The sequence below is a fragment of the Fodinibius salinus genome (assembly GCF_008124865.1).
In the GTDB taxonomy this organism is placed as follows: Bacteria; Bacteroidota; Rhodothermia; order Balneolales; family Balneolaceae; genus Fodinibius; species Fodinibius salinus.
Window position 1 is genome coordinate 310,010 of the sequence record NZ_VNHY01000004.1, and the last position, 22,618, is coordinate 332,627.

18 protein-coding genes are annotated in these 22,618 nt (G+C 44.5%); 17 read left to right on the forward strand and 1 reads right to left on the reverse strand.

Features of this window, described 5'->3' with window-relative positions; all coding sequences use genetic code 11:
- The first annotated feature begins 64 nt into the window (after positions 1–64).
- On the forward strand, positions 65–673 hold the full coding sequence (gene can / locus LX73_RS12080; protein ID WP_148899761.1) for a carbonate dehydratase: 609 nt from the start codon (positions 65–67) through the stop codon (positions 671–673).
- Positions 674–757: 84 nt separating this feature from the next.
- Here can and LX73_RS12085 read toward each other — a convergent pair whose 3' ends face one another.
- The gene (locus LX73_RS12085; RefSeq protein ID WP_148899762.1) at positions 758–3,094 is read right to left on the reverse strand and encodes a S9 family peptidase; all 2,337 of its coding nucleotides are present in this window, start codon (positions 3,092–3,094) and stop codon (positions 758–760) included.
- A 455-nt stretch (positions 3,095–3,549) separates the two neighbouring features.
- Between LX73_RS12085 and mraZ the strand changes: the two genes are divergently transcribed.
- From mraZ to LX73_RS12160, 16 genes are all read left to right on the forward strand, one after another.
- Positions 3,550–4,017, forward strand: a complete 468-nt coding sequence (gene mraZ, locus LX73_RS12090) for a division/cell wall cluster transcriptional repressor MraZ (protein WP_148899763.1) — start codon at positions 3,550–3,552, stop codon at positions 4,015–4,017.
- Positions 4,004–4,936: a 16S rRNA (cytosine(1402)-N(4))-methyltransferase RsmH gene (rsmH, locus tag LX73_RS12095; protein ID WP_170245686.1), complete on the forward strand. Its 933-nt coding sequence runs from the start codon at positions 4,004–4,006 to the stop codon at positions 4,934–4,936. Before mraZ ends, rsmH begins: the two co-directional genes overlap by 14 nt.
- 20 nt (positions 4,937–4,956) lie before the next feature.
- Complete coding sequence (locus LX73_RS12100; protein WP_170245687.1) at positions 4,957–5,394, forward strand: hypothetical protein; 438 nt, start codon at positions 4,957–4,959, stop codon at positions 5,392–5,394.
- A complete protein-coding gene (locus LX73_RS12105; protein ID WP_148899766.1) occupies positions 5,395–7,554 on the forward strand; it encodes a peptidoglycan D,D-transpeptidase FtsI family protein in 2,160 nt (719 codons plus the stop codon). It begins immediately after the preceding gene.
- Positions 7,551–9,032, forward strand: a complete 1,482-nt coding sequence (locus LX73_RS12110) for a UDP-N-acetylmuramoyl-L-alanyl-D-glutamate--2,6-diaminopimelate ligase (RefSeq protein WP_148899767.1) — start codon at positions 7,551–7,553, stop codon at positions 9,030–9,032. The genes LX73_RS12105 and LX73_RS12110 overlap by 4 nt, the downstream gene beginning before the upstream one ends.
- Positions 9,032–10,168 (forward strand): phospho-N-acetylmuramoyl-pentapeptide-transferase, encoded by a 1,137-nt coding sequence (gene mraY / locus LX73_RS12115; RefSeq protein WP_148899768.1) that lies wholly within the window; start codon positions 9,032–9,034, stop codon positions 10,166–10,168. The genes LX73_RS12110 and mraY overlap by 1 nt, the downstream gene beginning before the upstream one ends.
- Positions 10,165–10,956 carry a Mur ligase family protein gene (locus LX73_RS13080; RefSeq protein ID WP_211359431.1) on the forward strand — a complete coding sequence of 264 codons (792 nt, stop codon included), beginning with the start codon at positions 10,165–10,167 and terminating at the stop codon, positions 10,954–10,956. The genes mraY and LX73_RS13080 overlap by 4 nt, the downstream gene beginning before the upstream one ends.
- Before the next feature lie 26 nt (positions 10,957–10,982).
- Positions 10,983–11,531, forward strand: coding sequence for a glutamate ligase domain-containing protein (locus LX73_RS13085; protein ID WP_211359432.1), 549 nt, complete (start codon positions 10,983–10,985; stop codon positions 11,529–11,531).
- Positions 11,532–11,550: 19 nt separating this feature from the next.
- Positions 11,551–12,741, forward strand: coding sequence for an FtsW/RodA/SpoVE family cell cycle protein (locus tag LX73_RS12125; RefSeq protein WP_148899769.1), 1,191 nt, complete (start codon positions 11,551–11,553; stop codon positions 12,739–12,741).
- A complete protein-coding gene (gene murG, locus LX73_RS12130; protein WP_148899770.1) occupies positions 12,734–13,897 on the forward strand; it encodes an undecaprenyldiphospho-muramoylpentapeptide beta-N-acetylglucosaminyltransferase in 1,164 nt (387 codons plus the stop codon). The genes LX73_RS12125 and murG overlap by 8 nt, the downstream gene beginning before the upstream one ends.
- Before the next feature lie 119 nt (positions 13,898–14,016).
- Positions 14,017–15,414, forward strand: a complete 1,398-nt coding sequence (gene murC, locus LX73_RS12135) for a UDP-N-acetylmuramate--L-alanine ligase (protein ID WP_170245690.1) — start codon at positions 14,017–14,019, stop codon at positions 15,412–15,414.
- A gap of 131 nt (positions 15,415–15,545) precedes the next feature.
- Positions 15,546–16,298, forward strand: coding sequence for a cell division protein FtsQ/DivIB (locus LX73_RS12140; RefSeq protein ID WP_148899772.1), 753 nt, complete (start codon positions 15,546–15,548; stop codon positions 16,296–16,298).
- A 96-nt stretch (positions 16,299–16,394) separates the two neighbouring features.
- Positions 16,395–17,660, forward strand: a complete 1,266-nt coding sequence (ftsA, locus tag LX73_RS12145) for a cell division protein FtsA (RefSeq protein WP_148899773.1) — start codon at positions 16,395–16,397, stop codon at positions 17,658–17,660.
- A gap of 180 nt (positions 17,661–17,840) precedes the next feature.
- Positions 17,841–19,163, forward strand: a complete 1,323-nt coding sequence (gene ftsZ / locus LX73_RS12150; protein ID WP_211359433.1) for a cell division protein FtsZ — start codon at positions 17,841–17,843, stop codon at positions 19,161–19,163.
- 236 nt (positions 19,164–19,399) lie between these two features.
- Positions 19,400–22,138 carry an alpha/beta hydrolase family protein gene (locus LX73_RS12155; RefSeq protein ID WP_170245688.1) on the forward strand — a complete coding sequence of 913 codons (2,739 nt, stop codon included), beginning with the start codon at positions 19,400–19,402 and terminating at the stop codon, positions 22,136–22,138.
- A 7-nt stretch (positions 22,139–22,145) separates the two neighbouring features.
- A complete protein-coding gene (locus LX73_RS12160; RefSeq protein ID WP_148899776.1) occupies positions 22,146–22,604 on the forward strand; it encodes a hypothetical protein in 459 nt (152 codons plus the stop codon).
- The last annotated feature ends 14 nt before the right edge of the window (positions 22,605–22,618 follow it).

Genomic DNA, 22,618 nt, shown 5'->3' on the forward strand with positions numbered 1-22,618 from the left:
ATTGCCATTTCTAAACACTAGCGTTATACTTGGCTAAACTACTAATTAAACACATTACTGAGTCGTGCAAACACCGGATAATCTTTTTGATCGTAATAAAAAATGGGCACAACAAATTAAAAAGGAACGGCCTAACTTCTTTTCTAACCTTGCAGAGGGACAAGAACCTAACTTTTTATGGATTGGCTGCTCCGACAGCCGTGTACCGGCTAATCAGATTGTAGATTTACCGCCAGGGGAACTGTTTGTTCACCGCAATATTGCTAACCTGGTCGTCCATTCTGACCTAAATTTCTTATCTGTCCTGCAATATGCAGTAGAAGTGCTGGAAGTCAATCATATTGTGGTATGTGGACATTATGGTTGCGGCGGCGTAAAAGCAGCAACGGATGATAAAGGACACGGAATGATCGACAACTGGTTGCGCCAAATTAAGGATGTGCAATTGGATAATGCCGAAGAACTGAAAGGGCTTTCTGGGGATGATGAAATCAACCGACTTTGCGAACTTAATGTAGCACAACAGGTGAAAAACATCAGCACCACACCCATCGTGCAAAACGCATGGGAGAATGGGCAGAACCTGAACGTACATGGATGGATCTACAGCCTAGAACAAGGAGAGATTTCCGATCTTGAACTCACCACTTCATCTAATGATGATCTCGGCTAAACGCCAAGTCTAAATATTCTTATACAAAAAAAGAGGACTGATCTGACGACCAGTCCTCTTTTGTCATGTATCCAATATTATTCGCTAATCATTTTTGCCAATCACATATGTAGGTGGTATAACGCCTTTTAAGTGCTTCACAAAATAATCCCAGCGCTTATTCATAAAATAGTTACGGGCATATCCAAAACCATGGCCCACATTGGGAATCATCAACATATCAAAATCTTTGTTGGCCCGGATAAGCGCCTCGGCTACCAAGAGTGTATTCGTAGGAGGCACATTGTCATCCATCAGACCGTGGGCAATTAACAGTTCCCCTTCCAGGTTTTCGGCCAGCAGCTGATTGGCCTGCTTGTCATAATTATCACCCTGGGCAAAACGCTCCAACTCTTTCTTGTTAAGACCTTTTTTCTCTTTGAGCAGCCCATGCCACTTTTCACCCCAGTCGGCCTCATAATTCCGATTATCGTGATTACCGGCCCCTGAAACAGCTACCTTGTAGAAGTCGGGATATTCGAGAATGGCCCGAGTAGAAGCAAAGCCACCGCCGGAATGTCCCCATATTCCCACCTGGGTGGTATCCATCCAAGAATGGCGATCTGCCAACTGCCTGATCGTAGCAATCTGATCAGGTAGGCCATTATCACCCATATCGCCATAATAGGCATCATGAAATGACTTTGACCGACCAGGCGTACCCATGGCATCTACTTCCACAACAATAAATCCAAGCTCCGCCACCGCTTGTTTATCAGACCGAGACGGCATAAAGGAACGGCTACCTACACTACCCGATTGCGGACCGGGATATAAGTAGTTCAATACGGGATATGATTTGTCGGAATCAAAATTGGAGGGCTTATACATCAGGCCATACAAGTCTGTTTCTCCGTCCCGCGCTTTCACCTTGAACTGTTCAGGAGCTACCCAACCACTGTCTTTAAGTTCACTGATATCTGCCTTCTCCAACGTCATCACTTTTTCGCCATCCCTGTTTCTGACCACTGTCACCGGCGGCCTTTCGGGTGTGGAATAACTATCCGTAAAATAATCTTTCGACTTTGACCAGTTTATTCGATGATGCTTTTGCTGGGGCGTCAATTTTTGCAAATCCGACCCATCCATGTTGATCTTATATAAGTAGTGATAGTAGGGATTCCCTTTCGCACGGTTGGATCCGGTAAAATAAACCGTCCGTTCTTCTTCATCTATATGCTGCAGATCCAATACGCGCCAGTTACCTTTCGTAATTTGATGCTCCAGCTCCCCAGTATTCAGATCATAAAGGTACAGATGCCCCCAATTATCACGCTCCGAAAACCAGATCACCTCATCAGTATCATCGAGTACTGTCCAACTCTCTGTGCTATACCCCGACTCGAAATAGGTATCGACTTCCTCACGCAGTACATCACGTACTTTTCCTGTCTGTGCATCAGCCACTCGAAGTTGCGCAACCTGGTGATTACGAGAGGAAGAAACAAAAGCAAGCTGCTTGCCATCATTAATCCACTCATTATCCAGGAACCGTCCGCCCCAAGAAGCAATATGGTCGGAAATAGTAGAACGGTGATAGTCAGGATCCATATCAAGCTTTACCACTTCTGGATTTTCACCCAGATGAACAATTACGCGCTCAATTTTAAAAACTGTACTATCGCCGGGCAGTGGGTACTTCCACTTTTTCAGCTTAGAGTGACCTACCTTAGAATTGTAAAGATACATCTCACCAACATCGCGGCTATCGTGACGGAAAGTAGCAATCTTTTCAGAATTAGGTCCCCAAAGCAACACTGGGCTCTCATTTTTTACCCAACCCGCATTGTTTGTAGCGTAGCCGTAATATTCTTCTCCTTTGGTGGTCAACTGGGTATGCTCTCCCGTTTCAGTATTGCGTACCCAAAGGTTGTGATCTTTAATATATGCGGCCTTCTTGCCGTCTGGCGATAAAACTTCATTCCTTTTTTTCTTCTCGGCAAGTTTCTTGGTTTTATAGTCAGACAAATTGGTCTCATAACGCTTTCCAAACAATCGATAACGTAATTTCTTTCCGCCATCGGTAAGCGTCACCGATCGCAATCGTAGCTTTTCGGACTCTATCTCTTGTGACGTTACCTCAGCCAAGCTTTCAGCCAGACGTTGGTGATCAAATGCTTTCTCTTTCTTTCCTGTCTGTGGATTAACTTTATAATATATTTTTCCCTCGGGCGTGCGCGTGTTATATATTAAAATGTCTCCCGAACTCCAGCTTTGCCCCATCACACGATTATATACTTTGGCGGACGTATTTTTTCCTAAAAATTGTTCGGCCCGCTCATAATCATCAATAGTAACATCTTGCTCCTGGCTCTGTTGAAGAGCAAAACTAGGTACTACCGTGATTGACAATAATACAACTGTTAATAATAGTTTTTTCATAATACTTACTTCATTAGAGATTAAAATAGAATCCGTGCCATATATTCTTCTTACCCCATCCAAACATTATATTCCTCTTATATGGGAAACAGAATGTAAGGATAATCCAAAATTTTTGGGAAGGCAATGAATCTTTCAAAAAATAATTTCGCTAGCATCCCGAAATTCTCATATTAATCCTTACTATTTCTCCCACTCTCTACCACAGCGATTTCATCCTACAGAAAAAAATTCTTTTTCCATCATATCGCTTTAAAAAACTCACTCAAATTGAACTAATAGTAGTTTTAGGCTTTACCCATCACCTTTACAATACAATTCAGTACAACTTTTAAATCTTTTCTTGACATATTACATCCTTTCGGGGTACATTGTGGGGTGAAGTGGTAGAATGTGGGAGTTCCAATCCACTTGTCGAATTCGATAACATATGCTGTAATTCTGGGGGCCATTATATGCCTAGCTTTAAGGGCCAATATAAACATAGTGTAGATAATAAAGGACGCGTTAGCTTCCCGGCTAAACTGCGTAAAGCCCTCAATCCCCAGGCGCAAGAACGCTTTACTATTTTGCGTGGTCTCGAACCCTGCCTTTATCTGTACCCAGAGGATGAATGGCAAAAGGTAGAAGACCAACTTTCCCAGATCAACAGCTTTACAAAAGAAGGTCGCACGGTTAAGCGTAATTTCCTGCGTTTTGCCGAAGATCTCAACCTCGACAATCAGAACCGCATTCCACTCCCTTCGCAACTCACAGACTGGGCCGGCATCGACGGTAAAGCCATTTTTATTGGCAGCGGCGAACGCATCGAAATATGGTCGCCCGAAAAACTAAATGAAGTCGATGACGATCTGGACTTCGAATCGTACCAAGAACTCTTTGAGCGCGTAATGGGTGATAATGACAATAATGAGCAAGAATGAGACATATTATGAACATCAACCGGTGCTGCTGGATGAGTCCATAGATTATTTAGTTACGGATTCCAGCGGTATCTATATTGATGCTACGCTTGGCGGTGGCGGACACAGCCTGGCATTATTATCTCAACTTGATAACGACGCTCAGCTTATTGGTATTGATCAAGATGATGAAGCCTTAACAGCAGCCAATGAGCGCATCGACGATCCTCGTTTTTCGTCTATTAAAGGCAATTTCGGATATCTGTCTCGCTTGTTGCCGCCCGAACTGCATGGTAAAATTACAGGCATCCTTCTTGACCTTGGCCTCTCTACCCATCAGATAAAAGAAGCTGAACGCGGCTTTACTTTCCAGGAAGAAGGTCCACTGGATATGCGTATGAGCAATCTTCGCGGTGTTACAGCTCACCAGGTAGTTAATGAGTATTCGTATGAGGATCTGCGTGATATCATATATCACTACGGTGAAGAACGTCACAGTCGAAAAATTGCTCGTGAAATTATTGATCGGCGCCCTGTTGAAACAACCACCGAACTGCGCGATGCCGTAGAAGCTGTAGTATATGGGCAGCATCAAATAAAAAGTGTGGCACGTGTCTTTCAGGGAATCCGTATTGAGGTAAACCGCGAGCTGGATATGCTTCGACAAGTGCTTGAGCAGTCATTAGATATGATAAAGATCGGTGGACGCATAGCAGCTATTAGCTACCATTCGTTGGAAGATCGCATTGTGAAAAAGTTTTTTAAAGCCGGAAATCACGAGGGGAAGATTGAGAAAGATTTTTACGGACATCCGCAAACGCCTATTGAAGAAATAAGTGGCGGTATTATACGACCTTCGGAAGAAGAAATTGAAAAAAACTCGGCAGCTCGCAGCGCCAAAATGCGTGTAGCTGAAAAAATTGACCAGTCGGAGGGATAGATATGCATATTCAATCTCCAATGGAAAAAGAAAATGTTGCCAAAGACAAACGGCGCAAGAGCAGGGACGACAATGCTTTAAATGCCATTCGACAGGCAAAGCAAGAAGAGCGTACTGAAAACAAAAATTATGGTAAGCGAAAACAAAAAAAGCAGAAAAAAAAGAAACCCTCAAACGGATTATCGCTTCCAACATTTAAGCCCTGGAAGGTTATAGTGGGAACCCTAGTGCTGGGAATGCTGGGCATGCTTTATCTGAATCATGTTTTTGCTACCCAACAACTACTGCAAGAGGTACAACAGCTGGAACGCGAATACAACCAGGTTAAACGGATGCACGACAATTACCGGCTGACATATGACCGAATGATCGGTCCTTCAGAAATTTATGATAATGCTAAGCAGGCAGGCTTTATAAACGGCGGACCTGCAGAAAAAATAATAACGGTGGAAAAATAGTTGAACAACGATCGTTCTAACATATTAAACCGCTTATTTGTAGTCTTTGGGCTCGTATTGCTGGTCCCCTGTGCTATTGGCGTACAGCTTTTCCGCATCAACTTTGTGGAAGGGCCAGAACTGCGCAATCTCTGGAGCGAACAGGCTATCGACTATATCTCTATTCCCGCCCAACGTGGCAACATTTATGATGAAAATGGCAGCCTGCTGGCTACAAATTCTGTAGCTTATAAAGTAGCCGTAGACCCAAAAATACAAGAGCTAACTCAAAATACTATGCGGCAGGTCTGTGATACACTGGCCAAATTCAGTTCAAAAACAGCAGGCCACTATCTACAAAAGATCAAACGAGCTCCCGATCGATCCCGCTACGTGGTTTTGGATAATAATGTGAGTGCCGAAGCATATCGGGGATTACAACAGCTTGACAATCGTGGAGTACTTACAAAAGAACAATATGAACGACGTTATAATTTTGGATCGCTTGCCGCTCATACCCTTGGCTTTGTGAATCATCAAATGAAAGGCATGACGGGCCTCGAAAAAATATACAACGGCCAGCTGAACGGTGAAGACGGTGTACAGCAAGTCCGCCGTGACCGTAGCGGCAATATCTATTCGTATATCGGGGCACCGCGCAAACAGCCCAAGCAAGGAAAATCACTACACACAACTATTGATTCGCACATTCAAGCTATCGTACAGGAAGAACTTAAAGCCGGGATAGACCGAACGAAATCGTCCTACGGTTCTGCTATTGTCATGGATCCCAGAACAGGTGCCATCAAGGCGATGGCAAATTATCCCACATTCAACCCCAACAATCCTGCCTCCTTAAATGGCAAAAACCGCAGGAATTTTGCGATTTCGGATATGATCGAACCCGGCTCCACTTTCAAGCTGGTTACCGCTATTGCCGCGGTTGAACAGCAAAAGGTTCAATTTGATGAAACCTTTGATACCCCCGACGACGGTACCATCAAAATCCACGGGCAGTGGATGCGCGACCATACGCCCCTGGGGACGCTCACTTTCCCCGAAGTAATTGAAAAATCCTCTAATATTGCAACGTCAAAAATTGCAATGCGGCTTTCTAAGGATACTTTCTATCAATACGCGCGCAATCTGGGATTTGGCACTCCCACAAATATTGATCTGCCCAACGAAGAAGCTGGCCGTCTTACCAAACCCTACGAATGGAGCAAAGTGAGCCTACCATGGAAGTCGATCGGCTATGAGGTACAAGTAACTCCCATACAGTTGGCCCAGGCATATGCCGCATTTGCCAACGGAGGCAAAATGATGCGTCCTTATGTGGTTAAAAAAATTATGGATGGCAAGGGCGAAACCGTATGGGAACAACAAAACGTAAAAGTTCGGCAAATTGCGGAGTCCTCAACCATCAAGCAACTGTACCCAGTATTTCGGGATGTGGTATCGGATTCGGGCACGGCTAAATATGCCCAGGTTAACGGACTGCCCATTGCCGGTAAAACGGGAACGGCTCAAAAGTTTATCGAAGGCGAATATCGCAACAAATATCGTTCTTCTTTCGTGGGCTTTTTTCCGGCTCAAAATCCAAAATATGTGTGCCTGATATTGCTGGATAGTCCTGATATCTATCCCCCATACGGTGGTGTTACTGCAGGACCCATTTTCCGGGAGACTGCTAAACGCATCGCCGGGCTCGACAATGAGATTGAAAAACAAATTATTAAGCACGAAACAGCAAATGAAAACTGGGCCTCTGCGCCTGATGTAGAACAGTTGTCCAAGAAAGAAGCTGTCACCCTGTTGGACCAGCTACATATCACTTATAAAACAGCGGGCAGTGGCCGTTGGGTAGCATCACAAACGCCTAAACCGGGAGCTGAACTTTCATCCGGTGACGAAGTTACGCTCAATCTTTCGCATACCTCAGCGACAGATACTACAGAAATTCCCGAAGGGTACGCGCTCATCCCCAATGTTGGTGGAATGAGCATGCGTAAGGCAACAACCCTAATCAACCAACGAGGATTTGAAACCAAAATGGTCGGTTCAGGTACTATTTATCGACAGGCCCCTCGTGCAGGTGATTTGATGAAGCAGGGGCGCACAATCACTGTTCACGGCAAAGCAAAAGCGATGCAATCCCTAATTAGCGAGAATACCAAGTGACATACCAAACACTTATATCACTTTGCGATCCTGTTGAGGTCTCCGGTCCGGAGCCAAGTACTATCGGTACGTTAACACAGGATTCCCGAACCGTTGAACAGGGATCGGTCTTTATTGCACGCAGAGGAGTTGAGACCGATGGTCACGACTATATCAATGACGCCATCGATGCAGGTGCATCAGTTATCATTTGTGAGCAATCACCTGATACAGAAAAGGATGTTTGCACACTAGTTGTTGAGGATACCCGATCGCTAATTGGTCCCTTAGCCCAGGCATTTAAAGATAACCCTGCTGATAAATTAAACATCATCGGAATTACGGGCACTAACGGAAAAACAACAGTAGCTACACTTGTCTATCAGACACTGCAAAAGATGGGGACTTCTCCTTCTCTGTTAGGTACCGTTACTAAATCCATTGCCGGCCAAACGACAGAAAGCGAACTCACTACCGCTGATCCTATTGAGCTGGCCAAAGACATGTCAAAAATGGTAAAAGCCGGCTCCGATCACTTGGTGATGGAAGTATCATCACATGCATTAGATCAACAACGAATTAACGGTATTAATTTTGATGTGGCAGCATTCACGAATTTAAGCCACGATCATCTTGATTATCATCCGGATATGGAGGCCTATGCCCATGCCAAGAAAAAACTATTCGATGGTCTCAGTGAGAATGCCTATGCAATTATCAATGCCGATGATGAGCAAGCAGCCTTTATCAGCAAAGATTGTGCAGCCAATATTATTGACTTTAGCTTCCAAAAAGCACTGGAAATAGAATGCCAGGTACTTTCAAATACTATTAACGGACTGGTTATTCGCATTGCCCAAACCATGATTGAGAGTCCGCTGGTAGGTGCTTTTAATGCATATAATCTGACCGAAGCATTTTTGATCTGCCATGCACTTGGTTACGAAAAAGAAACAGTAGCAGATGCACTTGAAGAACTGCACGGTGCTGCCGGACGGCTGGAACGTATTGCCGATTCCAAATCGGACGAAAATCCCGTAGTGCTAGTAGATTATGCTCATACACCCGATGCACTAAAAAATGTAGCAAGCACCCTTGCCAACCTTAAACAAGACAATAAGAAACTCCATATCGTATTCGGTTGCGGCGGCAATCGGGACAAAGCCAAGCGTCCACAGATGGCAAAGATCGCTAACCGGTATGCCGATAAGGTAATTGTGACCTCAGACAATCCGCGTGATGAAAAACCCGAGCGGATCATTGCCGAAATTATGAGCGGCTTTGAACATCCTGAGACTGTTGATCAGATTGTGGATCGTAAAGAAGCTATTACACAAAGCATTTTAGATGCCGACGCTGAAACAATGATCCTTATTGCCGGCAAGGGACATGAAACCTACCAGGAAATTGAAGGCAAAAAGCTGGATTTTGATGACCGAGAAGTAGCTCGTGAAGCATTAGCCAAGCGAAATTCGAACGCTAAAAACAAGGGGGAATAATGCTTTACGAACTTCTACATTGGTTTGAAGTTAATTTTCAACCTGCCGGTTTTGGTGCTTTCGAATTTATCACTACCCGCGCAGCGGTTGCTGCAGCTATGGCACTGTTCATCAGCGTGATGATTGGACAGCGCATTATTAAATGGCTCGAAAAAATGCAGCTTCGCGAAGTTATTCGAGACGATATCGGCCTCGACAACCATCTCGGTAAAGCACATACCCCAACCATGGGCGGTATTATTATACTATTGGCAGTACTCATCCCTGCACTCTTGTGGATGAAGATGGACAGTATTTACACCTGGATGATCATACTTGTCACTTTACTGCTGGGCATTGTGGGTTTTGTAGATGATTACATTAAAGTTGTAAAACAGGATAAATCGGGACTAAGTGGAACGTTTAAAATTATTGGGCAAATTAGTGTGGGATTAATGGTGGGCCTAACTCTTTACTTCTGGCCCGAATTCCAGGACTTCAATACACTTACTACAGTCCCCTTCCTGAAAAGCGTAAATATTGACTACGCCTTTTTAGGGGAAGCGCTGGGATGGGTCATCTACATCCCCATGGTTATTTTTGTGATCACAGCAGTAAGTAACGCCACGAATTTAACGGACGGTCTCGACGGCCTTGCCGCCGGTACCTCCGCTATTGCGGGTCTCATCCTGGGTATTTTTGCTTATGTATCGGGACGTACTGATTTTTCTGATTTTCTTGACATTATTTACCTGCCGGGCTCTGGAGAGTTGACTATTTTTTGTGCCTCTCTTGTGGGAGCCTGTATGGGTTTTCTCTGGTATAATACGCATCCCGCATCAGTCTTTATGGGAGATACCGGATCGCTGGCACTAGGTGGTTCCTTCGGCGCTCTTGCACTCATGCTCCATAAAGAATTACTGTTGCCCATTATCTGCGGCATCTTTTTTATAGAAACAATTTCTGTCATTATCCAGACGACCTATTTCAAATTTACAAAGCGCAAATACGGTGAGGGGAAACGTGTTTTTTTGATGACCCCCATCCACCATCACTTTGAGAAAAAAGGACTGCCGGAATCTAAAATTGTAGTACGCTTTTGGATTATTGCGCTTCTCTTGGGAATTCTAAGTCTGCTAACACTAAAGCTGCGATGAGAGATATCACAAATAAACATATCGTTGTTGTAGGAGCTGCCCGCAGCGGCTTGGCTGTAGCATTGCTACTCAATAGCAAAGGAGCAACTGTGTTTGTAACGGATCACAGCACTATTTCTGAGCAGACAAAAGCCAAGCTTAACAATCAGGAAATTCCATTTGAAGAAAATGGCCATACCCGCCAGGCCCATAATGGAGACTTTTTAGTGTTAAGTCCCGGTGTGCCATCAGATGCGCCGCTGGTACAACAGTACCGAAAAGCAGACAAAGACATATTTTCGGAAATTGAAATCGCAAGCAGGTTTAACAACAGTCCCCTTGTAGCTGTCACAGGCAGTAACGGCAAAACAACGGTGGCTAACTGGCTTGATCACACATGGACAATAGCCGAGCGCAATCATTTTACAGCCGGTAATATTGGCTCAGCATTTTCGGATAACGTACACGAGTCTAGCTCTGACTGTGATGGCCTTTTGGAAGTAAGCAGTTTTCAACTTGACCATATTGAGACATTTAAGGCACATATCAGTTTGTTATTGAACATAACACCGGATCATTTGGATCGATACCAGAATGATTTTTCGAAGTATGCGGCATCGAAATTTCGTATTACTGAAAACCAGACCAGCGATGACTGGTTCATCTACAATTATGATGATTCCACCGTTGCGGCACACGCGCAATCGCTAAAAAAAAAGAGAATGCGCCTCAACTGCTGGCATTTTCACTCCGTCGGGAACCCGACGAACCGCACTGTGCTTTCATCCGAAACCAGAACATCATGCTAAAATTCAATAACCACGAAGAGGTATTAATGCCTACTAGCAACATAAAAATTTCCGGCAAGCACAATTTGAAAAATGGGTTGGCTACAGCCCTGGCTGCTCGTGCATCAGAAATTAAAAGTGATGTAATCCGTGAAAGTCTGCGCACCTTCGAGGGCGTAGAACATCGCTTGGAACATGTGCGAACGGTAGACAGTGTGAACTATATAAACGACAGCAAGGCTACTAACATCAATGCCGTTTGGTATGCGCTAGACAGTTTTGACGTGCCGCTTACGCTCATTTTAGGTGGACGCGACAAGGGCAACGATTACAGTGAACTAGTTGACCAAATTAAAGAAAAAGTGCACACCATTATTGCGATCGGCGAAGCGCAACCACTTATCGAAGAGCAGCTTAAATCGGTTGTGCCAAATTTAAAAACATCCAAGACAATGAATGATGCTGTCCGGATGGCAAAACAAGGAGCTAAACAGGGAGAGGCCGTTTTGTTAAGTCCTGCCTGCTCTTCATTCGATATGTATGATAATTACAAACATCGAGGCAACGAATTTAAAAAAGCAGTAAACCGGCTTTAAAAAGCTAAAAACAAGAATCATGCTATACACAACGCCAAATAAAAATGTGTCTTCTATCTTGGGTACCAGCCCTGATGAGATGGATACACCGGGCCGAGGCAGTGATCGGATCCTGCTGATATCGGTTATTGTGCTTATGGTATTTGGTGTGCTGGCGATCTATTCTGCTATCGCTTACTTTGCTGAAACAAACCAAACCACGGCTGGCAGCCTTATTACCGGACATGTTTTTAAGCTGGGTATCGCTTTCCTGGCTATGCTGATTGCATCAAAAATTGACTATCATCTCATAGCCAAATTTAGCCGGCTGGGTATTGTCATTGGTTGGGTTCTACTCTTGGCCGTCACCGTATTTGGAACTGAATCCTTTGGTGCCAAGCGATCTCTCAGTATCGGCGGCCTTTCATTCCAACCCGCAGCCTTTGCATCACTTGCACTACTCATCCACATATCGGTACTGCTTGATGAAAAACAAGAATATATCAAAGATTTCAAGCGTACATTTCTACCCATCATGTTCTGGGTGGTCGCTACATGCGGACTTATCGGACTTCAGGACTTCAGCAGTGCTGCTGTTTTACTCGGTCTGTCACTGTTAGTCATGTTTGTAGGAGGCATTAGCATGTCACAACTGGGAACATTAATGCTAATAGGCATAATGGGTGCCGGCATCTTAATCTGGCAATCTCCCGAACGGCAAAGCCGTATCAGCAACTATCTTGAGCAAATAAACAACATCAATAGCAGTGAGTTAAATATTGAAGAAGGATACCAGGCACAGCAGGCACATATTGCCATTGCTCAGGGTGAAATTTTTGGCGTAGGTATTGGGCAAAGCAGCCAACGCGATTTTTTACCAGCTCCCTACAATGATTTTATCTTTGCGATTATTGCCGAAGAATACGGGCTCGTGGGATCAATGCTTGTTATCGTTTTATTTACTGTTATTCTGTTCCGCGGGATCGGTAAAATCGCCAAGAGTGCGCCCGACCCTCTCGGTATGCTGATGGCTGTAGGCTGTACACTTTCTATTGTTTTTTACGGATTTATTAATGCCGGCGTCGCCAGCGGACTGTTACCCGTTACCGGCCTGCCTATGCCCTTTGTAAGCTATGGCGGAACCAATATTCTGTTTGCGGGCATTATGGTTGGCATCCTGATGAACATTTCGAAATATAATAACGACAAAAAGGCGGTCTTCTATGCATAGCGCTGCAAAAGACATATCGTACCAACACCGCGGCACGGCCTCAGAACAGGGTACTATAAAGGTACTGGTTGCGGCCGGCGGTACCGGTGGACATGTATACCCCGCGATTGCTATTGCCGAGGCATTACAAAATGAGTACGGCAATACTGAAATACTCTTTGTCGGTACCAGAAATCATCTTGAATGGGAAGCCGTACCCAAAGCCGGGTTTAATATTACCAACATTTGGATCAGCGGATTTCATCGGCGACTGACACTCAAAAACCTCCTGTTCCCCATAAAACTGGTCACCAGCCTGATGCAAAGCATAGGTATTGTAAGGCGATTTGATCCGGATGCTGTTATTTCCTGCGGCGGATATGCAGCGGGGCCTACTGCTTGGGTGGCTAATAAGATGGGCGTGCCTCTTTTCATCCAAGAGCAAAACAGTTTTCCCGGTGTTACCAACCGAATTCTAGGCCGAAGCGCCGAACGTATTTTTACCGCTTTCAAAGATGCTGATCACTACTTCCCAATAGACAAGACACAAATCGCCGGTAATCCCACGCGGAAGTCACTGACCAATGCAGACCAACAAGAAGCACTTGAGGAATTTAGCTTTGGTTCCGATCAAAAAACGCTGCTTGTACTGGGCGGCAGCGGCGGAGCCCGCAGCATCAACGAAGCAATGCTCGATCATATTGATCAGATGCACAACCAGATGGAGCTACAGATTATCTGGCAATGTGGCGAGCGTTACTTTGATCAGATCCGTAATCAAATACATAAAAAGAACTATGAGAATCTGCGTCTCATAGACTTCCTGCACAATATGCCCGAAGCTTATGCCGTGGCAGACCTCGTGATCAGCAGAGCAGGTGCACTATCCTGCTCAGAATTGGCCCTCACGGGCAAACCAAGCATTCTTGTTCCATCGCCCAATGTGGCCGGTGACCATCAAAGAAAAAATGCTCGGTCGATGGTAGAGGAAGGCGCAGCAGAATTAATACAGGACAAGGATTTAAAAAATACCTTAGCCGGCCTGGTTGAAAAGATTATTACCGACCAGCAAAAACTTGCAGCAATGAATAAAGCAGCAAAGAAATTATCACGACCCGAAGCCGCAGAAACAATCGCAACCGAAATTTTAAAATTGATAAAACAAAAAAGCACCTGATACAGTCACATAGCTTGGATTAGCATCCACACTCATTCATTATATCAAGTGTGGACACTTGTAACAGCTTAGACAAACTAGTAAACCAACAAATGAGTAAACAAATTCAAACACAGCCCATATTTGGACGAACCCGCCATATTCATATGGTTGGTATCGGCGGGATTGGTATGAGCGGCATGGCCGAAATATTGCTACAAAAAGGCTATACCGTCTCCGGATCAGATGCAAAAATGGGCGAAACCATTGAGCGGTTACAGGAACTTGGCGCAGAAATTGCCATTGGTCATGACAAACAAAACATCGAAGGCTGCGATGTGGTTGTGTATACAAGTGCTGTAAAAGCGGAAGAAAATATTGAAACCAAAACGGCACTTGATCAGGGTATTCCCGTTATTAAGCGGGCTGAGATGCTGGCCGAACTGATGCGTATGAAATACGGTGTTGGCGTAGCCGGCACTCACGGCAAGACCACTACTACAACTATGATTGGCCATGTGATTCAGGACGGGAGTTTTGATCCCACGATTATGGTAGGCGGCAAAGTTCACAGTTTCTCAAAAACTAATGCCGTAGTGGGCAAAGGTGACGTAATCGTGGTAGAAGCCGATGAGTTTGACCGGACATTTCTGCGACTCACCCCTTCGCTGGGTGTTATAACCAATATTGAAGCCGAGCATCTCGATATCTACGACGATTTGGAAGATGTAAAACAGGCTTTTAGTGAATTTGCCAACAAAGCACCCTTTTATGGTGCCGTTATTCTTTGCCTTGATGATTCCAATGTAAGAAGTATTATTCCATCTATCGACCGCCGCACTATCACCTATGGGTTGACGCCCCAAGCCCAAATTCGTGCCGTGGATATTGAAGTGGACCACTTTAACAGTTCATTCACTGTTATCAATGAAGGTGAGAAGCTTGGCGACATTACGCTTAAAGCACCGGGCAACCATAATATAAGAAATGCCTTGGCTGCCGTTGCCGTGGGACTGGAGCTGGATATTGATTTTGATAATATCAAGTCAGGACTGGAGCGGTTTCAGGGGGTATTTCGTCGCTTCCAGCTCAAAGCCGATACCGATAACGTGATGGTCATCGATGATTATGCCCACCATCCCACAGAAGTACAGGCCACACTCAATGCCGCTCGTGAGGGATGGACAGATCGCCGCATTGTAGCCGTATTTCAACCGCACTTGTATTCACGGACACAGGAACTTTATGAAGAGTTCGGACTCTCATTTTTTGATGCAGAGGTCTGTGTTATTACAGATGTATATCCATCCCGAGAAGAACCCATTGAGGGCGTTAACGGTCAACTTATTGCCAATGCCGCCAAAGAATACGGTCACCGCAAGGTGCATTATGTAGAAGATAAAACGAAGCTGCCCGACCGTCTGAAAGAAATTATTAAATCCGGTGATGTAATAATCACTATGGGCGCAGGCGATATTTATAAATACGGCGAAGAATTTACTGAAATGCTCGAAAAAGGAATTACAAAATTGAAATAATATATCTAAACATTCAGACACGAATGAATAATCGAACCATACGTAACATAAAGAATAGGTTGAATTAACATCCACGCTCATTCATTGTTCCAAGCGTGGACACTTGCAACAGTTTTCACAAAAAAACTTAAATGGTCAAAAATAAGTCACATAACAAAACCGAGAGCACCAAAAAACCGCTGGCATGGGTCGCCGGTGCTATATTTGTGCTGGGGCTGGCAATTATCGGCGGGCTGTCGTGGAGCTCTACCGTTACGGTCCAGGAAATCCAATACCGAGGCAACCATTTTGTTTCTACTGAACGGCTAAAGCAGGTGGAGGTTCCAACAGGTATAAGTCCCGACAGCATGAATTTTGTGGATATTATCCGCCGCTTCAAGAAGTTGGCCTACGTCAAAAACGCAGCTGCAAATGTAGAACCCAACGGCAACTTGTCAATAGATATCAACGAACGGCAACCCATTGCAATGCTGACGGATGGATCAACAAAAGTTTACGTAGATAAACACGGCATCCGATTGCCAAAAGTGTTGGGCAAGACCATTGATGTACCCATTCTCTATGGATTTAGTGCTACGCCCATGAGTGATACACTACATAGTGAATCTTTTAAACGAGTGTCTGATTTTTTGACCAATGTGCACGACAAACCAGTCTCTAATGCCACCATCAGTGAAGTGGCATGGACCGAAAAAGAAGGAGTTGTAGCACTGACTAATCAAAATGGAGTTAAACTTATTTTCGGCAAAGGTAATTACGAAACTCGACTTCGCAACTGGGAAGCATTTTATGGTGAAGTCGTTAAACAAAAAGGAATTAAAAAAATGCGATCAGTTGATCTTCGATTTGAAGGACAGATCGTAACGCGCGAAAAAGAAATATAACTGCTGGAATTAACGTCCACGCTAAAAGGTGGACACGTGCAACAGTATCTTAGAATATGATGAAAATTAATCACATAACAGTACGCGGATAACATTATGGAAGAACAAGAAGACAGAATTGTCGTCGGACTGGATATTGGCACTACCAAGGTATGTGCAATCGTTGCCTCTATTGATCCACAAGATCGTATCCATATTCTGGGCGTTGGTAAATCGCCGAGCGATGGCCTAAATCGCGGCGTAGTAGTCAATATCGATAAAACAGTAAACGCCATACAAACAGCCGTTGAACAGGCTCAGCTGGCATCAGGTATCGAGGTCAACTCGGTAAATGTAGGTATTGCCGGCGATCACATTCGTAGCATGCGTAGCAAGGGCGTCATTACCATTAACAACCGGGACAACGAAATTACTGTAGATGACGTTGACCGGCTGCTCAAAGACTGTCGGCAGATTATGCTGCCTACCGATCAGGAGATTATCCACGTCATTCCACAAGAATTTGTTGTTGACGGTCAGGATGGCATCAGCGATCCCGTGGGTATGAGCGGCATGCGGATGGAAGCAGAAGTCCACATTATTACAGGACTTGTCTCGGCTGCAAAAAATATCTACCGATGCGTAGAACGGGCCGGCTACCAGGTAGCCGATATCATTCTCGAACCACTCGCATCTTCGTATTCTGTACTTGATGACGAGGAAAAAGAAGCCGGTGTTGTGCTTGTGGATATCGGAGGGGGCACCACTGATGTTGCCATCTTCCAGGATAACACTATCCGACATACGGCCGTCATTGCTATAGCAGGCAAAAAAGTAACCGATGATATCCGTATGGGGCTAAGCGTGTTAGACGATCAGGCTGAGAAGCTCAAGCGGAATCACGGCGAAGCCTATATTGAACTTATTGAAGAAGATGAAGCTATCACAGTACCCGGCATTGCGGGTCGTCCGCCCAAAGAAATCACCAAAGGTATTTTAGCCAAAATTATACAGGCTCGGATGGAAGAGATCCTCGAAATTGTGGCTATTGAAACAAAACGAAGCGGTTATGCCGACTCGCTGAGTGCGGGTGTCGTACTGAGCGGCGGTGGTTCGCTCATCAAAAATGTATGCCCCCTGGCCAACGAAGTACTAGGTATGGATGCCAAAATTGGCAAACCAATGGGACTCAGCGGCGGACTTATTGAAGAAGTGCAAAATCCTATTTACGCCACCTCGGTGGGACTGGTTATGCACGCAATTGAAACAGGCAGTGGTCCTGCCAACCAGGCTATCGTTCCATCATCAACCAAAGGATCTAGTGTAGAAAAGGTAATGAACCGCATCGCCAACCGTATGAAGAGTTGGTTCAAAGAACTTTAATATGGATAAAAAATAATATGGATAAGAATCTAAAAACTATAAAAAACCGCCCCGGCATCCCTCCTGTAGAGGAGATACAAAAAAGGGGCTGGACAGGTTTAAACCTAAATCAATCATCAACAACTAGCAATCAAACAGCAACAAAAATAAAAATACAGCAATCAAAAAGGAGTAACTATTATGTCTAACTTAAACTCTCGTTTTAGTTTTGACATCGACGGTCAAGACAATGCGAAAATAAAAGTCGTGGGTGTTGGAGGCGGCGGCGGTAATGCCGTTAACAACATGATCCACAAAGGTCTGACCAGTGTAGAGTATATCGCACTCAACACTGATGCCCAGGCCTTGAAGAACAGTATGGCCGATGTCACCATCCAGGTAGGCGCCAACCTTACCAATGGACTCGGAGCCGGTGCCCGTCCTGAAATTGGCCGGGAAGCGGTAGAAGAAAATCGACACGAAATTGAAGAGGCTATAGAAGGCGCCGATATGGTGTTTGTTACGGCCGGCATGGGCGGCGGTACTGGTACCGGCGGCGCTCCCGTGGTTTCGGGCATCGCCAAACGAAAAGGGATTTTGACAGTCGGTATTGTCACTACCCCCTTTGACTGCGAAGGGCCCAAACGGATGAAATATGCCCTCGAAGGAATTACCGAACTCAAGAAAAACAGCGATACGGTTATCGTTATTCCCAACGAGCGGCTTATGGATATCGCGGATGCAGAGACCACCCTGCTCGAGGCTTTTGATCAGGCCAACCAGGTACTATACAATGCTACTCGTGGTATTTCGGATCTCATTCTGATGCCCGGCCTCATTAACCTTGACTTTGCTGACGTACGCACCACTATGCTTGACGGGGGTGCAGCTATTATGGGATCAGCAAGCGCCACGGGCGAAGACCGTGCCGAAATTGCGGCCCGCGAAGCCATCAACTCACCCCTGCTCGACGGTGTGAGCATCCGCGGCGCACGTAATGTATTGGTCAATATTTCTTCGGGCGCCAACCTGGGAATGCAAGAAACCAATACAGCTACCAGCATCATCCAGCAAGAAGCCGGCGAAGATGCAGAAATCATCCTCGGTACTGTGCTTGATGAAAGCTTTGACGAAGACCTACGCGTTACGGTTATTGCCACTGGCTTTGATCTGGCCGAAAACAACGAAAACGGCAGCAGTGTCGCTCCGAATGAGAAAGAAACCGAAACCAAAGGTGATGATCTGGAGATGCCCAAAGCCGGTGACGTTACCGGACACAGCCGGTATTCTTCAACAGACGATCCATTTTATAAAGGAGAAAAAAATCTCAAACAGATGGATCAACCAGCCTTCCATCGCCGTGGACTAAAAAATGTACAATCGCTCAACAAAAACGAAGAGGAGGAAGAAGACGATATGCAGGCCGAGCAGCAAAAGAGCGATGAACTGCTCAATGACCGCAAAGAGCGCATCGATAAGTCTGATTCGGATCAACCGGCCTTCCTGCGTAAAATTATGGATTAAAAACTTGATTGCTTTGTATTAAAAGCTGATTCACAATCAGTGACATTTATTCCGCTATAATGCGGATTTGATTGCTAGTTGAGAAAGGAGTCTCCTGATCGGGACTCCTTTTTTTATGATTGGTATCTATTTATAACATTTAGTCAGCAGTATCGTATATACAAACTGTTTTCCTATCTGAAACAATTTTTGTAATGTTATCAAATCAGTTTGTTCAATTGTTAATCAACGGTTTTATGATGCGACTCACTCGATTTTCTTTACTTTCGGTTCTTCTTTTTTTGGCTTTGAATACTTGCCTCTTCGCGCAAAAACAAAAACTCGAACCTGAAGATTACGACCAGTGGCAATCTATCTCTACTACCGAAATATCGGCCAATGGACAATGGTTTGCCTATAACATCAGTCTGGTGGATGGTGATGGTTGGCTCATTATTAAACAAGTAGGGGCCGACAGTACTGAAGACCACAAATTTATGCATGGTATTCGCCCAAAATTCTCCCCAAACAATAAATGGTCAGCATTTCAGATCGGCGTCTCGGAAGAGAAAAAGAAAAAACTGAAGAAACAAAAGAAGAAAGTCCGTCTAAAGCTGGGATTAATGAACCTGGAAGAGAGCAAAGTAGATACCTTTAAAAACGTACAAAGCTACAGTTTTTCGGATAATGGCCGCTGGCTAGCCATGAAAAAATACAAGGCTGAAGGCGTAAAGACAGAAGGAACCGACCTCATTCTCCGCAACCTGCAGCATGGCACCAATCAGCTAATCGGTAACGTTTCGGACTATGCCTTTAACGACGATGGTTCTAAGCTGGCTGTACTACTCGATGCAAATGAAAAGCTCGGTAACGGTGCGCACTTGTATAATCTGAAATCCGGTAAAATTACAGTGCTGGATAGTAAAAGTACGACATATAAAAAGCTCAAATGGAACGAAGATGGTACTGCCCTGGCCTTTTTAAAGGAACAAGAAAATGAGGCCTTCAAAGATCCCACGCATCATATCATGGCGTTTAAGGATCTTAACCAGTCCCCCAAAAAATTTGTGTTTGACCAGCAGAAAATAAACTCATTTCCGCAGACACATCGCGTAGTCGATTATCGAAATCTCGAATGGTCAGAAGATGGCAATACCGTTTTCTTCGGCATCAAAGAATGGGAAAAGAAAAAGGATAAATCAGCTGAATCTGACTCGACTAAGAAAAAGTCCGATGATGATCTGGATCCCTCGAATGTAGAAGTTTGGCACTGGCAAGATGATGATATCCAGCCCAAACAGAAAGTGATGAAAAACCAGTTGAAACAAAAAAATGATCTTTCGGCCTGGCATCTGGATAAGCAATCATTCGTGCGGATAGGTACCAAACAGTTTGATCAGGTCCAGCTCACTGGCAACCAACAATACGCCGTAGCCTACGATCCCCACCCCTATGAACCACAGTTTGAAGAAGAATGGCGGGATGTATATTTGGTGGATGTAACCACAGGTGAAACCCAGCAAGTTTTAGAACAGCACGAATATGTACAAACTTCACCTGACGGCAGCTACTTGTTGTATTTCAAAGATCAAAACTGGTGGACGTATGATATTAAAAACGATCAGCACAGAAACATCACCGAAGATATCGACACCCGCTTTGAAAACTTTACCAACGTAAACGGACGCGAACACCGGCGCCCCTTTGGTGCGGGCGAATGGTCGGAAGAAGACGACTGGGTACTGCTCTATGATCGATATAATGTTTATCAGGTATGGGCAGACGGCAACAATACCAAGCAGCTTACCAATGGAAATTCTGATAAGATTCGCTATCGCCAGCGTCGGTTTAACTACGATGGCGAAGGCATTGAAGACAATGACAATATTTACTTTTCGATGTACGGCGATGAAACCAAAGACCGCGGCTATGCACGTTTAAATAATAACGGCTCTACCCAAACACTGGTCTATGAGTCAAAAATGTATAGCCGGCTGGCAAAAGCTGATTCTACGCAAAAATTTGTCTATCAGGTAGAAACAGCTACTGATTCACCTGATTTTTTCCATGTGGATTCGAATTTCAGCAACCCTACTCGACTCACCTATACCAACCCTCAGCAGGATGACTATTACTGGGCGGATGACCAGCTTGTTACCTTTACCAATAAAAACGGGCAAAAGTTAGAGGGACGGCTGCTGTATCCTGCCAACTACGATCCAGACAAGAAGTATCCGATGATCACCTACATCTATGAGGACCGTTCACAGACGCTTCACAATTACAGCATTCCCACCAAAAAAAGCCCGTATAACTTCCGGCGTTATTCTTCGGAAGGCTATTTCGTATTTCAACCGGATATCACCTATGAGCTAAGCGATCCTGGCATATCAGCGGTAGAAAGTGTAGTTCCGGCCGTGCAAAAAGTTATTGATACCGGAATGATTAACAAAGATCAGATTGGACTCACAGGTCACTCGTGGGGTGCATACCAAACTACCTTTATTGTTACGCAAACTGATCTGTTTAACTCGGCTGTGGCCGGTGCTCCACTAACAAACATGATTAGTATGTACAATTCTATCTACTGGAATACCGGTACTACAGATGCTAATATTTTCGAGACTAGTCAGGGACGCTTTCCCGATCCGTGGTGGAAAGACTGGGATAACTTTATAGAAAATTCACCTATCTTTAACATGCAGCAAATGAATACCCCACTGTTGGTTGAATTCGGTACTGATGATGGCGCCGTAGATTTTAATCAGGGTGTGGAACTGTATAATACTATGCGACGTATGCAAAATCCTTTTGTAATGCTCGTTTATGAAGGTGAAAACCACGGACTGGCACGCGAGGAAAATCAGATTGATTACGCCACCCGCGCCTTTGAATGGCATGAACATTACCTGTTGGGCAAAGAAGCACCAGCATGGATTACCGATGGGCTTCCCTTTTTAGAACGACCGGCAATAGAAGAAAAAGAGGAAAAATAATTCCACAGTGGATAATAAGCCATATACGATAACACCTCCCAGCCGGCTAAAGTACATGCAATGGCTAGCCTATCTGGGAATTCTCCTGGCCCTGGCCTATGTTTATTTGTCATTTGAAAGCTATCAAGAAAATGGCTGGGAGTTTGAAACAATCGTTAATCTAATATGTGTCATTGCCTGGCTTGTTATAAGCTATACCAATATAAACAATGCAACATCTGTTGAGGAAATAAAACTTTTTGAGAATGGCATTACATTTACTGAAAATAAAAAAGAGGAATCTATATTCTGGGACGAAATAAAGTCTATTAACATGACCAATAACGCGCTTTTTCTAACCCTTGACAGCAAAAAACAGAAAGAGCTTTATATCGGTTACCTAGAATACAAACAGCTACAAGAAGCTAAGCAAAAGTTACGCTTATTCAGTGATGAACATCAGATCACATTTTCATCCAAGTATTAGTTTACTTGAATTTG